The following is a 14380-nucleotide window of genomic DNA, read 5'->3' as shown; positions in this document are numbered from 1 at the left end:
AATGAATTTTGAAAAGAATTTTTCAACATATGATAGTAATGCACTAATCCAAAAAGAAGTAGCTAAAAAATTAGTTGATATAATGGATGAAAATATTAAAGAAAAAAAATTTAATAAAGTTTTTGAATTAGGTTGTGGAACAGGACTTTTTACAAGAGAGGTTTTAGAAAAATTTCAAATAAATATTTTAGATTTAAATGATTATTATGACACAAAAAATTATTTTAAGGATATTGAATATAATAATTTCATTGTAGGAGATATGGTAAACTCTATAAATGAAAATTATGATATTATAATTTCAAGCTCTAGTTTTCAATGGATAGATGATTTTGAAAAATTGGTAGAAAATATTTCTAGAAAAACTGATAAATTATTTTTTTCAATGTATATTGATGGGAATTTAAAGGAGATTCAAAATCATTTTGGAGTTGGACTTAAATATAAAACTCAAGAGGACATTATAAAAATATTGGAAAAATATTTTACGGATATTAAATATTTTAGAGAAAAAAAGATTCTAAATTTTTTTACTCCATTAGAGGCTTTAAAACATATAAAAAGAACAGGAGTAGGTTTAAAAAATACAAAGACTTCTGTAAACAAGATAAAATCTTATCAAGAGAGAAATTTAACATATTCAATAGGATATTTCATGGCTGTTAAAAATAATATTTAGAAAAATAAAGGAAATAAGAGTCTAATATAGAAAAATAAATAATAAAAATTATTTATTATCTGTTGTTTAAAGGGAGGGTTAATTATGAAAAAAATTCTTATACCGTTAGATGGAACAGAAAGAAGTATGCATTCTATTGATTTAGTAAAAAATCTTTATACTACTGATGAGATAGAGCTAATATTGATGTATGTTAAAGAAGATGCTAAGCTTTTTATTGAAGAAAAAGATTTTTTAGAAGCTGAAAAGGAGATGCAAGAGATAGTGGCACCAGCTATAAGACAGTTAGAGGGATATAAAGTTGCTTGTGAAGTTGGATTTGTAGAGCCAGGAAAAGAAATTTTAAAATCAGCTTCAATGAATAAAGTTGATATTATAATAATGACTAAATCTACTAAGAAAGGACTTACTCGTATGATTGGTTCTGTAACTAGTTATGTAGTAAAACATGCTCCTTGTATAGTAATGATAGTTCCAGAATAAAATTAATAAAAGGCTGTTACAAAATTTTTGTAACAGCCCTCTTTTTTAATAAAACTTAAATAAGAAAAAGAGGCTATTATAAAAAATACAATAACCTCATATTTTAATTATTTATTCAAAGCTTCAAGCTTAATTTTTTTCTTATTGATGAAAGTTATTTTTATTTCACCATTAACTTCTGAATGTTCTGTAAACCAAAGTTTTAAAGGTTTATTTCCAATGATTCTAGGAGTACCAGAAGAGTTTGCTGTCCTACTTATTCTACCAGAGATAACTTGTTTTTCTCCAACGACTATTTGGATTTCATCTTTATCTCCAGCAACTAAATGAGAGTGAGAAGTTTTTAAATTGAAAAATCCTCTATCAAGATAACTTTTTCCTAAAATGAAAATATATGATTCATATTCTTTTTTAGTTTTTTCAGGTTTTAAAACTTCTTTCATTTCAGGTTTCTCTTCAATAATAGTTTGGATTTTTTCTTTTTCCTCAACATCTTTTTGAATAGCTACTCTGTCTTTACCAACTATTTTTTTCATACGGTCTACAAGATTTTCGTCATTCCAATCAGCATTAAATTCTTTTATAAGTTTAAGTATATCTTGTTTATCAAATCTAGTTTTAAAACCAAAAAATTTAGTGTTTTTTAAAGCATAAATTTCAACAGGGCCATTATCCAATGTTTTTAAAATAAGTTCTTTAACTCTAACTTCTTCTCCTTCAAATTCTTTTGGAGACACATAACAATTTAATGCAAATTCTAAAACATCTTCAGTAGCTGAAATAAATTTTACAAAAGAATTCACAACAAAAGCAAAAACAACTTTATTTTCTTTTTTAAAGTCATTAACATCAAAATATAGATTATTTTGTAATTTTTTCCATTCGCCTACTTTTTTAAATCCCAATTTAGATAAAATTTCCATAAGTCCCCCTTTATTTCAAAAAAAATTCTTATAACTATATAATACATTAAAAAGTAAAAAAATTAAAGAGAAAATTTTAAAAATTTTTGTGAAATAAAAATTATTTCATTTTATTTCTTAAAATTATAAATTTTATTTTGTAAAAATAGTTTTATAATTTTTAATATTATGGTACAATAAAGGATAAAGGTTTTTCTAAAAAATGTGTTTCAAGGAGGAGAAATGTTAATAGACAGAGAATTTGGAAAACAATTAGTAGAAATGTTAAAAACTCAAAATAAAAAAGTTGTTTTTACAAATGGATGTTTTGATATTTTACATGTAGGTCATTTAAGATATTTGAATGAAGCTAAAAGACAAGGAGATATACTTATTGTAGGAGTTAATTCAGACAGTTCTGTAAAAAAATTAAAAGGAGAATCTCGTCCAATAAATAATCAATATGATAGAGCAGAAATGTTAGGGGGACTAAAAGCAGTAGATTTTACTGTAATTTTTGAAGAGGATACCCCAGAAGAATTAATTGCTTGTTTAAAACCATCTATTCATGTAAAAGGTGGAGATTATACGAAAGATGACCTTCCTGAAACCAAAATAGTTGAAAGTTATGGTGGAGAAGTTAGAATTTTATCTTTTGTAGAGGGAAAATCTACTACAAATATAGTAAAAAAAATTCAAGGATAGGGATGTATATGGAAAAAATAATGTCATTTGCTCAAATAAATGATTTTTCTAAAAAATTGGCAAATTATGTTGTACCTGGAGATACTATTGCTTTAATTGGAGATTTAGGAACAGGAAAAACAACTTTTAGCCAAAATTTTGCAAAAGAATTTGGTGTTACAGAAAATTTAAAAAGTCCAACTTTTAACTATGTGTTAGAATATTTTTCTGGAAAATTTCCTCTTTATCATTTTGATGTGTATAGATTATCTACCCCAGAAGAAATTTATGAAGTAGGTTATGAAGATTATATAAATGGTGATGGAGTAGTTTTAATAGAATGGGCTAATATAATTGAGTCAGAACTTCCAAAAGAATATATTGAAATAAAATTTGAATATTTTGATGAGGGTACAAGAAAATTAAATATTTCTTTTATTGGAAATAAAGCAAGAGAAAAGGAGTTGTTTAAATTATGTTAATCTTAGGAATTGATACTTCTACAAATGTTGGAAGTATAGGAGTGTATTCTGATGAAAAAGGATTGCTAGGAGAAATAACGGTAAACATTAATAAAACTCATTCTGAAAATATTATGGTAATGGTTGATAATTTATTAAATCTTTTAGAGGTTGATATAAAAGATATAGATAAAATTGCTGTAAGTATAGGACCTGGTTCTTTTACAGGAATAAGAATAGGTGTAGCTGTTGCCAAAGGATTAGCTTTTGCAAATAATTGTAAAATAGTTGGAGTTAATGAACTTGATATTATTGCAGGAAATTCTACAAATAATGATTATGAAATTTGTTCAATAATAGATGCTAGAAAAGAAAGAGGATATTATTGTAGTTTTAAGTATGAAAATGAAGCTTTAAAACAATTAGAAGAATATAAAGTTGGAGAATTAAGAGAATATTTAGAAACTAGAAAAAATAAAAAAACTCTTTATTTAGGTGATGGAGCTATAAGATATAGAAGTTTGATTGAGGAGATTGTTGGAAAAGATAATTGTATTTTTGCAAATAACTCTTTAAATCTACCTAGAGCAGGAGTTTTATGTGAAATTTCTAAAGACAGAGAAGATAATATCTACACAATGGAACCTGTATATTTAAGTAAATCACAAGCAGAGAGAGAAAAGGAAAAATAATTTTAAGAAATTTTATAGATGATATATAAAAAAAATCTTAATTATGATATAATTCAATAGTATGGATAACAATAAAAGGGGATTTTTTATGAAAAAAAGATATTATTTAATATTAGCTCTTGCTTTAATAGGAATGAAATCTTTTTCAAATGATATTAATCCTAATGAAAATGAAGTAGAAATTGATTTGACTACAGGACAAATTCAAGCTACTCAAGGGATAGATATTAATTATGGAGATGCTACTCTTAAAGTTTATGATGCTAGAAGAGATGAAAAGGCTGAAAAAATATATATTAATAAAGACTTTACTTTAGAAACCAATTTTATTTCTGGAAATTTTAAAATAGAAGCTAAAAATGCTGAATTATCTACAAAAAATAGAGATGGTTTATTTGGTGAAAGTTTTAGTTGGCTGGAAATTGGTCAAGCAACAGGAGCAGAAAAACCAAATGACAAAATATATTTTGGTGGACAAAAAACTGTTATAAAAGATGAAAAAATAACAGTAGAGAATGCCTGGTTAACAACTGACCCAAAAGTAAATACCAATAGAAACAGAAAAAATTTAGGATATTATTTAACTTTAGATAGTATCTATATTGAACCAGATAAGCAAGTAACCTTAAAAGGTGCTGATTTATATATTCAAGATTTTAATATCTTTCCTTATAAATTTCCATGGTTCCGTTTTAATATAAGACAAGGTTCTGAAGTTCCATTATTTCCAGAATGGGGAACTGATGAAAAATATGGTTGGAATATAGCATGGGGAACTCTTTACGAAAGTAAAAATAAAAAATTCAGAGGTGGATTTGCTCCAAAGTTTGCTGACGAAATGGGAATATTAATTGGAAGATGGGAAAATTGGTATAAGTTTGATAATCTTGGAGAATCAAAATTAAATGTCACAGATTTTCTTATTTGGAGAAAAGAAGATGATAATAAGAAAAATGACATTGGAAGAGAAGATGAAAGTTTTGATGATAGATGGGATGTAGAGTATACTCATAAATATAATGGTGAAAAAGGTCATTTCGATTTTGGATTCCAAAGTTTAACTTATAATATGAATGATGCTTTAAAAGATGTTATAGAAGATTATGATTCTCAAGGTAAGTTTAATCACTATGATAAAGATGGAAATTTAAAAAAAGGAGTTTTAGGAGATATTCCAGATATAGGAGATTATTCAAATTTCTATACACTTGATACATCTTTATCAAAACTTGGAAAAAATCAAGATATATCACTTGAAGCAAAAGTTAAATTAACTGATGATAAAGAGGCTTATAAATATATAGTTTCAGACCAAATTAATGATATGGGATTTACCTCTCAAATAGATAATGACTTATTTTCAAATGTAAAACTTACACAAGATAATGAAAAATTTACTTTTACTACATACTATAATTATTTATATGATATGGATAAGGGTTCTAATATAAATGATGATAGAAGTAGAGGAGAAGATTTCGGATTTGGATTTACTGATAAGAAAAATAAAGTATCTTTATATTTTGATGAAGTAAATGGAGATAAATTTAGAAAACTTAACTCTTGGGAAAGAAACCCTAACTTAGGAGATTTAACTGAATATTTAATTCCAAATTTAAAAATAACTTATACTCCTTGGACTGTAGCAGAATATGATGAGTATAATTCTCAAAAATATGGTGCATCTTTTGGAGAGTATGATTTTGTTGGAAATACAGATGCTAAACTTACTTTAACTCATGATTATTCAGAGAAAAAATTAAATCAAAATAATGACCCATTCAGAGAAAAAGTTTTTGGAAATAATAGAGTTAGTCAATATAATAAATATGAAAATACTGTTTATGAAGAAATAGAGGAAAATAAAGCAACTGTAGATATTTATTCTGGAATATTTGATGTATCTTTCTTTGGTGGAAATTATAAGGAAACTATTGAAACTAGAGAGGGAAGCTATGATGGAACTTCTAGAATTTTTGAAAATGAATCTGATTTCTATGGTTTAGGATTATCTAAAGAAGATATCTCTTTAGGAAAAGTAGGAAATATAGATATTTATGGAGATATTAGAAAAGATGACTTTACAGATGGTAAGGGAACTATAAATGATGATTCAATGACAAAATATAGTGGTAAAATCAATTATGATATTTCTAGTGAAAATTTTGAAAATAAATTAGGTTTTTATTATCAAGATTATACATATGATGGAGAAGATTCTCAAGAGTATGGAAGACTTATTAATAAAAATAGTACTTTAAAATTTAATGAAGATTTTTCAATAACAACAGGAAAATTAGAAACTGTTTATAGTGGAGAGTATGAAAAGGCTGAAAAAGCATATTCAAATGATAAGGCTTTTGATAGCTTAAAAAATACTTTAGACTTTAAATATAATAATGAAAAAGTTGTATCTTTCTACTATAATGAAAATGATAGATACTCATATAAAAAACCATATGATTATAATTCTTTAGATAATGAGAATTATAATGATTTATCAAATAAAGATTATGGTGTAGCTTTGTATAAAGGAAATCATTCATTCTATTATAAAAATCAAAGTATTGATTATTTAGCTTTAGATTCAATAAAAGATTCTAGTAATAATTTATTTGATTTAGATGAAGAAATTAGAGAAAATATTTATGGATATACTTATTCATTTAGTAAGGATAAAAAACTTACATTACAATATACAGAGGGTACAGATAAAGCTAATATAGGTAATAGAGAAGTTTTAGATATAAAAAATAGACTTTATACAGTAGCATATCAAACAGGAACTGATGTACAACACTTTACAAGTGTAACTTATGGAGATTATCAAGGAAATTATGTACCTAATGCCTATAATAATGTTAACACAGAAATGAATACTCAATATAATAGTGATATAATTTCTTTAAGATATAGTTTTAAAGATAAGAGATTATCAGAAGATGAATTAAGATATTATGCAAGTAAAGAGTTTGGAAAATCTAAAGATGAAGTAACTCCAATGGATATTTCAAGAATGAGAGAAATTTTTGAAAGAAATGAAGCTAGAACTACAATGTTTAATTTAGGAAAATCAATTGATGAAAGAATAAATTATTATGGAGATTATAAGAGAAGTTTAGATTTCTATTTATCTCTTGAAAGAAATAAGGATGATAAAATTTCTGGAGATTATTGGGATGCTCTAAAAGAGTTTAAGGCAGGATTATTCTATTCTCAAAATAGAGTTGGACTTGGATATACTTATTCTGAAACTGCTGACTTTAACAATGGTATTAGAAAAGTAAATGAAAAAGAACATGAATTTAGTTTCCATGCTAAAATAGGAAAACCTAGTGAAGGATGGAGAACTAAGATGTATATTCAATTCTATGATAATGATGATACAATAAGAGAAGTTAATAACTTTATAGATGAAGCAGGAATTGAAATTGGAAAAGAGATGGGATACTATGAGTGGTCTGTTGCATACATAAGAGATTACAGTATTTCAACAAGAGATTATGAATGGAGAGCGGCTCTTCAATTTACACTTCTTACTTTCCCTGATAATACAATCTTTAGTATTGGTGCTAAAAATGATAGAGGAGAAAATGGAAAATTATCTCCAGATGGAAGCATTCTTAGTGGAATAGAAGTAGAAGATATTGAATAAAAATAAAAATTTAAGAAAATTTTATAGAAGGAGAAAAAAATGAAAGTAGAATTAATAGATGGAAGCATAAAAGAATTTGAAAAAGCAGAAAATATGTTTGTCATAGCTAAATCTATAAGTAATTCTTTAGTAAAAAAATCTGTTGCTGCTAAAGTTGACGGAGAACTAAAAGATATGTCTTATGTTTTAGACCATGATGCAAAAGTAGAATTTATAACTATGGATACAGAAGAGGGAGAACATATAATTAGACACTCAGCAGCCCACTTAATGGCTCAAGCAGTTGTTAGATTATTCCCAGGAACAAAAGTAACAATAGGACCAGCTATAGAAAATGGTTTCTATTATGACTTTGATTCAGAAGAACAATTTACTCCAGAAGACTTAGAAAAAATTGAAGCTGAAATGAAAAAAATAGCTAAAGAAGATTTAAAAATCGAAAGAGTTATGATGACTAGAGAGGAAGCTATAAAACATTTTGAAGAGTTAGGAGAAATTTATAAAGTTGAAATTATAAAAGAAATTGCAAAAGGAGATGAACTTTCTTTCTATAAACAAGGAGAGTTTATGGACCTTTGTAGAGGACCTCATGTTCCATCAACATCATATATTAAAGCATTCAAATTAAAATCAGTTGCTGGAGCTTACTGGAGAGGTGACGCAAAAAATAAAATGCTTCAAAGAATATATGGTTTAGCATTTTCAAATAATGATAAATTAAAAGATTATTTAGTATTCTTAGAAGAAGCTGAAAAAAGAGACCACAGAAGATTAGGAAAAGAGTTAGAATTATTCTTTGTAAGTGAATATGGACCAGGATTCCCAATCTTCTTACCAAAAGGAATGGTATTAAAAAATACTTTAATAGACTTATGGAGAAGAGAGCATAAAAAAGCTGGATATGTTGAAATTCAAACTCCTACAATGTTAAATAAAGAGTTATGGGAAACTTCAGGACACTGGTTTAACTATAGAGAAAATATGTATACTACTTCAATAGATGAAACAGATTTTGCTATAAAACCAATGAACTGTCCAGGTGGAGTTATAACTTATAAAAACAAAATTCACTCTTATAAAGATTTACCAGAAAGAGTTGGAGAATTAGGACATGTACACAGACATGAATTCTCAGGAGCTTTACATGGATTAATGAGAGTTAGAGCATTTACTCAAGATGATGCTCATATCTTTATGACTCCAGACCAAATTCAAGATGAAATTATAGGAGTCGTACAATTAATAGATAAATTCTATAGAGGAATATTTGGATTTGATTATTCAATAGAATTATCAACAAAACCAGAAAAAGCTATTGGAGCTCAAGAAATTTGGGATAAAGCAGAAGCTGGATTAAAAGGAGCTTTAGAAAAAATAGGTGTTCCTTATAAATTAAATCCTGGTGATGGAGCTTTCTATGGACCTAAATTAGACTTCAAAATTAAAGATGCTATTGGAAGAACTTGGCAATGTGGAACAATTCAATTAGACTTCAACTTACCAGAAAGATTTGATATTAACTACATTGGTGAAGATGGAGAAAAACATAGACCAGTAATGATTCATAGAGTTGTTTATGGTTCAATAGAAAGATTTATTGGAATTTTAATAGAACACTATGCTGGAGCTTTCCCTATGTGGTTAGCACCTACTCAAGTTAAAATATTAACTCTTAATGATGAAGTAGTTCCATATGCAAAAGAAGTTATGGCTATGTTAGAAGATAAAAATATAAGAGTAGAATTAGATGATAGAGCTGAAACAATAGGTTACAAAATTAGAGAAGCAAATGGAAAATATAAAATTCCTATGCAACTTGTAATTGGAAAAGCTGAAGCTGAAAATAGAGAGGTTAATGTAAGAAGATTTGGAGAAAAAGACCAAAAAACTATGAAATTAGAAGATTTCATTCCTTATGCTATTGATGAAGCTACTTTAAAAATAAAAGAAAATTTATAATATTATAATAAAAACTGCTGATTATATTTAATCAGCAGTTTTTTAAAAGGAGAAAAATAAAATGAATTTTATAAAAATGGATATAAATATAGCTTATAGTATGATAAATATGAAATTGAGAGATTTTTATTCATCACTTGATAGTTTATGTGAAGATATGGATATTGATAAAAATGAACTTATAGAGCATTTTGAAAAAAATGGTTATTTTTATGATGAAAATAAAAATCAATTTTCTTTAAAATAAAATTAGAAAAATTTTTATTTTTACTTATAATGTGCTTAATATAATTTATTTGACAAAAAAAATTAAAAATAGTATAATATATTTCTAAATTATATGTGGGGATGCAAAGGTTTCGACAGGGCCATGAGGTCATAGGTAGCAGGCCAGGATGATCGCTGTGAGAGATCAACTCATCGTTTAGATGGAAATAACGAATACGCTTTAGCTGCTTAGTTGTCAGCTCACCTCTGTTTTTTCTGTTCTGTGGGAGAAAACTTTCGAGGTGTTACCAATACACAGATTACCTATTGTGATTTCTCTAAACAATTAGGGACATTTTAGAGGATAGCTTTAGTTAGCCCTGTCTGTGGGAGTAACTATTGCAAAATTTAATAACAGACTAAGCTTGTAGAAGCTTATGGTGCTTATTGTTTTGGACACGGGTTCAATTCCCGTCATCTCCACCATTATTAACCATGTCCAGTCCAGGAAATAAACGTATTTCTACTGTGATTTCTGTTCTATGGATAATAATTTTTTTTACAAATGTTTGAATAATAATTTGAATAAGAGTATCATCTTTTGAATCTAGATTTTGTCCTAGTTCAATAAGATGATTTTTTATTTGTTCTTTACTTATTATTTTAGCTGAATTACTATATTCTAATTTTTTTTCTTTTAAAGATAATATTTCCATATCTATTTTTTCTTTTTTTTCTTTATATTCACAATCTGAAATTATTCCATCTAATGAATAATCTAATAATTTACTTAATTTTTCTTGAAGTTTTGATATATTTTTTTCTATTTTTTTAATTTCTGTATTAGATTGTTTTAAAGAATTTTTTATATAAGAGAAAACTTTTTCTGCAACTATATCTATTTGTGGAGCAGAGAATATATTTTCTTTTAAAATAGAAATGATAAGTTTTTCTAATAATTCTCTTCTTATAGGAGTATTTTTACAATTAGTTATTTTATCTTTTCTATTTCTACATTGGTATCCATAGTAAATAGTCTTGTTTCTATTAACAGTTCTATATCCTCCAGAATAAGTTCCTCCACATTCTCCACACATACATAATCCTGTTAAAAGATAAGGAGTTAATGCAGTTGAACGACCTGTTGTATTTCTAATTCTTCTTTTTAGTTTTATTTGTACCTTTTCAAAATCTTCTTTTGATATAATAGCTGGTATTCCATTTTCTATTTTTATTTCTTTACCTGTAAGTTTTCCTTTTTTATCTTTTTTTCCAAAGGTATATATTCCAGAATACTTTTCATTCTTTAGAGTATCTCTTATACTTAATTTTTTAAAAGGTTTTCCTAATTTGTTTTTAAATCCTAGAGAATTTAATTCATCAGCTATATAAGAATATCCTCTTCCTTCAAGATACATTTTAAATATTAACTTAACAGCTTGAGCTTCTGTTTCATTAATTATGTAAGTTTTCTCATTTGTTAAATTATAGCCAAGTGGTGGTATTCCTCCATTATGAATACATTTTAATGCATTTTCTTTTTGTCCTTTTCTAACTTCTCTAGCAAGATTAAGAGAATAATATTCATTCATTCCAGTGAGTACAGATTTTAAAATTACTGCTTCAGGAGAATCATTTAATTGCTCTAATACTGATATAAGTTTTACATTATTTTCATTTAATTCCCTTTCATAAATAGCATGATCATATCTATTTCTTGCAAATCTATCAAATTTATGTACTATAACATAGTTAAATTCTTTCTTTTTAGAATCAGCTATCATTTCTAAGAATTGTTCTCTGTCGTCAGTAGATGTACCAGATATAGCTTCATCTTTATAGATTTTTACTAAAGTGAAACCTTCTTTTTTACAATAGTCTTCTATTGCTCTTACTTGAGCTAATATACTTTCTGTTCTTTGATTATCTGAACTAAATCTACAATATGCTACTGCTTTCTTCATATTTTTTACCTCCATAATTTTTATAGTTTTAAATTTGAGAGAGGAAAGTTTCCCTCTCTCATTCTAAATAATTACACTCCAAATAAATCTTTAGCTAATCTAGATATCAAAATATCACTATTTATTTCCTCTTCTTGAATACTTATATATACCTCTTTCTTAATTATCATTTTCTTATTAATATCTTCTATTTTCTTAAGTTCCATAATTTTATCCCTCCATTATATAATATTCATATTATGATATATAATTAATTAAAAATTAACTAGAGAATAAGTTTTTATAAAGTTATAGTTTTTAGAATATTCTATACTACCAGTTAAATGATTAAACATAGGATTATTATCAAATTCAGATACAACATTTAAATAATGTCTCAATTCACCAATTCCTAATTCTTCAAAGTAATAATTCCTTTGTTTTAAGTAGTTTATCTCTAATTTATTAAGCATAATTCCTACTGTATCAAGTGGAATCTTTCTTATTGTTGTACCTTCATTTATAAATATTCTATGAGGTGTACAAAGATATTGAGCATTAAAAGAATTAAAATAGATATTTCTAATATCACAAGAATAATCAATAATATTTCCTAATTCTCTCTTTTCTATTATCGCTATTTGATTATTTACTGTTTGTCGAACTTGGATAGCAATTAATAATAGCAAATCTAAGATTCCTTGTAAGAGATTGTTATTATTATTTTCTATATACACTTCAGGGTATAAAAGTTTTAATAATCCTTCTAAAGTTTTAAAAATAGCAATCTCTTCTCTAGGACTATTGAAAGATGAAGGTAAATTATATTTTTTTAAGAACTCAGAAATATTCAACTCTTTTTCTCTTAATGTTGATAAAGCATTCTTAAATATATCTATAAATTCTTCATCTTTACCATTTTTGTTTAACATTGAAGAATTAAAAGCACGACAGCCATAAGATGGAATTAAACTATCAATTCTACTTAAAAATGCTGTACTATCTTCATTTTTATCAATTATAGTATTAGAAAATATATTAGTTTTAGTTTTAAATATTCTATTAAAATCAACAGTAATTTTAGGATTTCCTAATAAAATAATTGAATTACTAGATTTTTTATTACCTTTTCCAGTTTGAATAGTTCCTTCGTTTTTATCACCATTTTTAAAAACTTGGATTGATGTTATTAGTTCTAAATCCTTAATCTTTCCTATTTCATCAATTATGTAAACAGGATTTTCTAAGAAGAAGTCACCTTCTTTTCCATTTCTTCCATCTACAAATGCAGTACTTCTAGTTACACGATTAGTATATAAGTTGAAATTTAACATAGAGTATATATAGCTTTTTCCTATTTCTCTTTTTGAAATATCTACCATTAAATACTTTTTTTCAACTAAAGGAACTAACCGTAGTAAGAATACTATTTTCTCCATATATAGTAAATTATTCGGTTCGAGTCCAAACTTTGAAATGATTAAATCCATTCTAGATTTAATTGTTCTATCAGTATTAGAAATCATATTATTCCAAGTATTAAATATATCATAATAACTATAAATTTTAAGATAATGAACTGTAAAGATATTCATTTCTGGAGTATATCTAATTTCCCCTTCACAAGTATAAATACCTGTTTTAATATTTAAACAAAACTCTTTTTTTATTTTATCTGGAAGAGGTAGGAGGAATTCTATATCATAATCTTTGACTTTAAGAATTATTCCACATTTTTTTGTAGAGATATCAGTATCTATAAAAGCTTTAAAACTATTATTACTAGATACTATTTCATCATCATGGCGTAACTTTTTCTCTATAGAAGAAGTAAATATTGGAAATGAAGGTTTCTTTTTAATTAAATCTATCATTTCATATGGTAATTCCTCTCTTTTTTCTTCATTTTTTTCTATTAATTTTAAAACTATATCCTCTAAATCTTTTCTATCCATTGTTTTTATTCTTTCGCTAACAGAAAGTGTTTTCATTTAATTTTCCTCCTCTTTATTTTCTCTATTTTTTTGTGGGAAATCATTTTTATTAAGTTTTATCCCATCTTTAGCATTAAATATATTTCTAGTTTTTTCTGCAGTTCCTACGATATCAAATACTTCCCAATAATAGGGTTTTATTTCCTCTTTTTTTACTGGACAATTTACAACTATTTTAAAGATTCTATTCTTTTCTTCAGATGAGGTGTTTTTAGAAGTGTTTTCTTCTATAGTATTTTTTAATATAGTTTCCCATTGCTTTTCCGAAAATTCCTTTTGTTGGGCATGTTCTTTTTTTTCGAGTATTAATTTTTCTTTAAAAGCTTGAAATTCCTCTTCTGTTTGGATTTGAATAATGTTTTCTTCTATATATTTCAATTTTTCTTGTCCTTCCAATTTATCTAAATTTTTACTCTCAATAACTCCAGTACCTAAAATAATATAGTTAGAATTTTCTAACAAAATTGTTAGTTCGGAAACTTTATATATTTTTCCATATATTAGTTGTAAACAATTAAAACCATTTAATACTGAACATAACTTTATTAATTTTTCTTTTTCTACTTTTTCCATTATTTCCTCCTTGTTAATAATTTTATTGTGTTAGTAAGTAAGTTAATATAATTTTTTACTTTATTGAAAAAATAAATTTTGTTATAATTAAATAAGTAATTTTCTAATTAGAATTGATTTTTTATACTTGTATTTTACAAGAAATTTT

Annotated in this window: 13 protein-coding genes and 1 other RNA gene; 9 read left to right on the top strand and 5 right to left on the bottom strand. The window is 25.8% G+C overall.

Annotated elements, in window-relative coordinates:
- Position 1: 1 nt before the first annotated feature.
- Both HF862_RS03370 and HF862_RS03365 read left to right on the top strand, forming a co-directional pair.
- Positions 2–679, top strand: a complete 678-nt coding sequence (locus tag HF862_RS03370) for a methyltransferase domain-containing protein (protein WP_170186520.1) — start codon at positions 2–4, stop codon at positions 677–679.
- Between the two features lie 84 nt (positions 680–763).
- Complete coding sequence (locus tag HF862_RS03365; RefSeq protein ID WP_170186519.1) at positions 764–1162, top strand: universal stress protein; 399 nt, start codon at positions 764–766, stop codon at positions 1160–1162.
- A 107-nt stretch (positions 1163–1269) separates the two neighbouring features.
- Here the strand turns inward: HF862_RS03365 and HF862_RS03360 are convergent, their stop codons facing one another.
- A complete protein-coding gene (locus HF862_RS03360; RefSeq protein WP_170186518.1) occupies positions 1270–2085 on the bottom strand; it encodes a hypothetical protein in 816 nt (271 codons plus the stop codon).
- Between the two features lie 222 nt (positions 2086–2307).
- Here HF862_RS03360 and rfaE2 point away from each other — a divergent pair, with 222 nt between their 5' ends.
- The 7 genes from rfaE2 to ssrA all read left to right on the top strand — a co-directional run bounded on the left by rfaE2 (position 2308) and on the right by ssrA (position 10208).
- A complete protein-coding gene (gene rfaE2 / locus HF862_RS03355; RefSeq protein WP_170186517.1) occupies positions 2308–2769 on the top strand; it encodes a D-glycero-beta-D-manno-heptose 1-phosphate adenylyltransferase in 462 nt (153 codons plus the stop codon).
- Positions 2770–2777: 8 nt separating this feature from the next.
- Entirely contained in the window at positions 2778–3230 is a 453-nt protein-coding gene (gene tsaE, locus HF862_RS03350) for a tRNA (adenosine(37)-N6)-threonylcarbamoyltransferase complex ATPase subunit type 1 TsaE (RefSeq protein ID WP_170186516.1), read from the top strand.
- Positions 3224–3901, top strand: coding sequence for a tRNA (adenosine(37)-N6)-threonylcarbamoyltransferase complex dimerization subunit type 1 TsaB (tsaB, locus tag HF862_RS03345; protein WP_170186515.1), 678 nt, complete (start codon positions 3224–3226; stop codon positions 3899–3901). The genes tsaE and tsaB overlap by 7 nt, the downstream gene beginning before the upstream one ends.
- 88 nt (positions 3902–3989) lie before the next feature.
- Positions 3990–7556, top strand: a complete 3567-nt coding sequence (locus HF862_RS03340; protein WP_170186514.1) for a hypothetical protein — start codon at positions 3990–3992, stop codon at positions 7554–7556.
- A 39-nt stretch (positions 7557–7595) separates the two neighbouring features.
- A complete protein-coding gene (gene thrS, locus HF862_RS03335) occupies positions 7596–9515 on the top strand; it encodes a threonine--tRNA ligase (protein ID WP_170186513.1) in 1920 nt (639 codons plus the stop codon).
- 61 nt (positions 9516–9576) lie between these two features.
- A complete protein-coding gene (locus HF862_RS03330; RefSeq protein WP_170186512.1) occupies positions 9577–9762 on the top strand; it encodes a DUF4250 domain-containing protein in 186 nt (61 codons plus the stop codon).
- A 97-nt stretch (positions 9763–9859) separates the two neighbouring features.
- Positions 9860–10208: a transfer-messenger RNA gene (gene ssrA / locus HF862_RS03325) on the top strand.
- Here ssrA and HF862_RS03320 read toward each other — a convergent pair.
- The 4 genes from HF862_RS03320 to HF862_RS03310 all read right to left on the bottom strand — a co-directional run bounded on the left by HF862_RS03320 (position 10187) and on the right by HF862_RS03310 (position 14232).
- Entirely contained in the window at positions 10187–11686 is a 1500-nt protein-coding gene (locus HF862_RS03320) for a recombinase family protein (protein ID WP_170186511.1), read from the bottom strand. The two genes, ssrA and HF862_RS03320, sit on opposite strands and share 22 nt — an antisense overlap.
- A 71-nt stretch (positions 11687–11757) precedes the next feature.
- Positions 11758–11892 carry a hypothetical protein gene (locus HF862_RS10095; RefSeq protein WP_255456931.1) on the bottom strand — a complete coding sequence of 45 codons (135 nt, stop codon included), beginning with the start codon at positions 11890–11892 and terminating at the stop codon, positions 11758–11760.
- A gap of 48 nt (positions 11893–11940) precedes the next feature.
- Complete coding sequence (locus HF862_RS03315; protein ID WP_170186510.1) at positions 11941–13656, bottom strand: BREX system Lon protease-like protein BrxL; 1716 nt, start codon at positions 13654–13656, stop codon at positions 11941–11943.
- The gene (locus tag HF862_RS03310; RefSeq protein WP_170186509.1) at positions 13657–14232 is read right to left on the bottom strand and encodes a hypothetical protein; all 576 of its coding nucleotides are present in this window, start codon (positions 14230–14232) and stop codon (positions 13657–13659) included.
- Between the last annotated feature and the right edge of the window lie 148 nt (positions 14233–14380).

Origin of the sequence: Fusobacterium sp. FSA-380-WT-3A (genome assembly GCF_012843705.1) — a bacterium.
Lineage (GTDB): Bacteria > Fusobacteriota > Fusobacteriia > Fusobacteriales > Fusobacteriaceae > Fusobacterium_B.
This window is presented reverse-complemented; position numbering and strand designations above follow the sequence as displayed.

What these genes read in the sequence shown, in the direction of transcription:
- HF862_RS03330 (WP_170186512.1), top strand. Translation starts at nt 9,577, where the DNA reads ATGAATTTTATAAAAATGGATATAAATATAGCTTATAGTATGATAAAT.
- HF862_RS03315 (WP_170186510.1), bottom strand. Translation starts at nt 13,656, where the DNA reads ATGAAAACACTTTCTGTTAGCGAAAGAATAAAAACAATGGATAGAAAA.
- rfaE2 (WP_170186517.1), top strand. Translation starts at nt 2,308, where the DNA reads ATGTTAATAGACAGAGAATTTGGAAAACAATTAGTAGAAATGTTAAAA.
- HF862_RS10095 (WP_255456931.1), bottom strand. Translation starts at nt 11,892, where the DNA reads ATGGAACTTAAGAAAATAGAAGATATTAATAAGAAAATGATAATTAAG.
- tsaE (WP_170186516.1), top strand. Translation starts at nt 2,778, where the DNA reads ATGGAAAAAATAATGTCATTTGCTCAAATAAATGATTTTTCTAAAAAA.
- HF862_RS03320 (WP_170186511.1), bottom strand. Translation starts at nt 11,686, where the DNA reads ATGAAGAAAGCAGTAGCATATTGTAGATTTAGTTCAGATAATCAAAGA.
- HF862_RS03310 (WP_170186509.1), bottom strand. Translation starts at nt 14,232, where the DNA reads ATGGAAAAAGTAGAAAAAGAAAAATTAATAAAGTTATGTTCAGTATTA.
- tsaB (WP_170186515.1), top strand. Translation starts at nt 3,224, where the DNA reads ATGTTAATCTTAGGAATTGATACTTCTACAAATGTTGGAAGTATAGGA.
- thrS (WP_170186513.1), top strand. Translation starts at nt 7,596, where the DNA reads ATGAAAGTAGAATTAATAGATGGAAGCATAAAAGAATTTGAAAAAGCA.
- HF862_RS03340 (WP_170186514.1), top strand. Translation starts at nt 3,990, where the DNA reads ATGAAAAAAAGATATTATTTAATATTAGCTCTTGCTTTAATAGGAATG.
- HF862_RS03360 (WP_170186518.1), bottom strand. Translation starts at nt 2,085, where the DNA reads ATGGAAATTTTATCTAAATTGGGATTTAAAAAAGTAGGCGAATGGAAA.
- HF862_RS03370 (WP_170186520.1), top strand. Translation starts at nt 2, where the DNA reads ATGAATTTTGAAAAGAATTTTTCAACATATGATAGTAATGCACTAATC.
- HF862_RS03365 (WP_170186519.1), top strand. Translation starts at nt 764, where the DNA reads ATGAAAAAAATTCTTATACCGTTAGATGGAACAGAAAGAAGTATGCAT.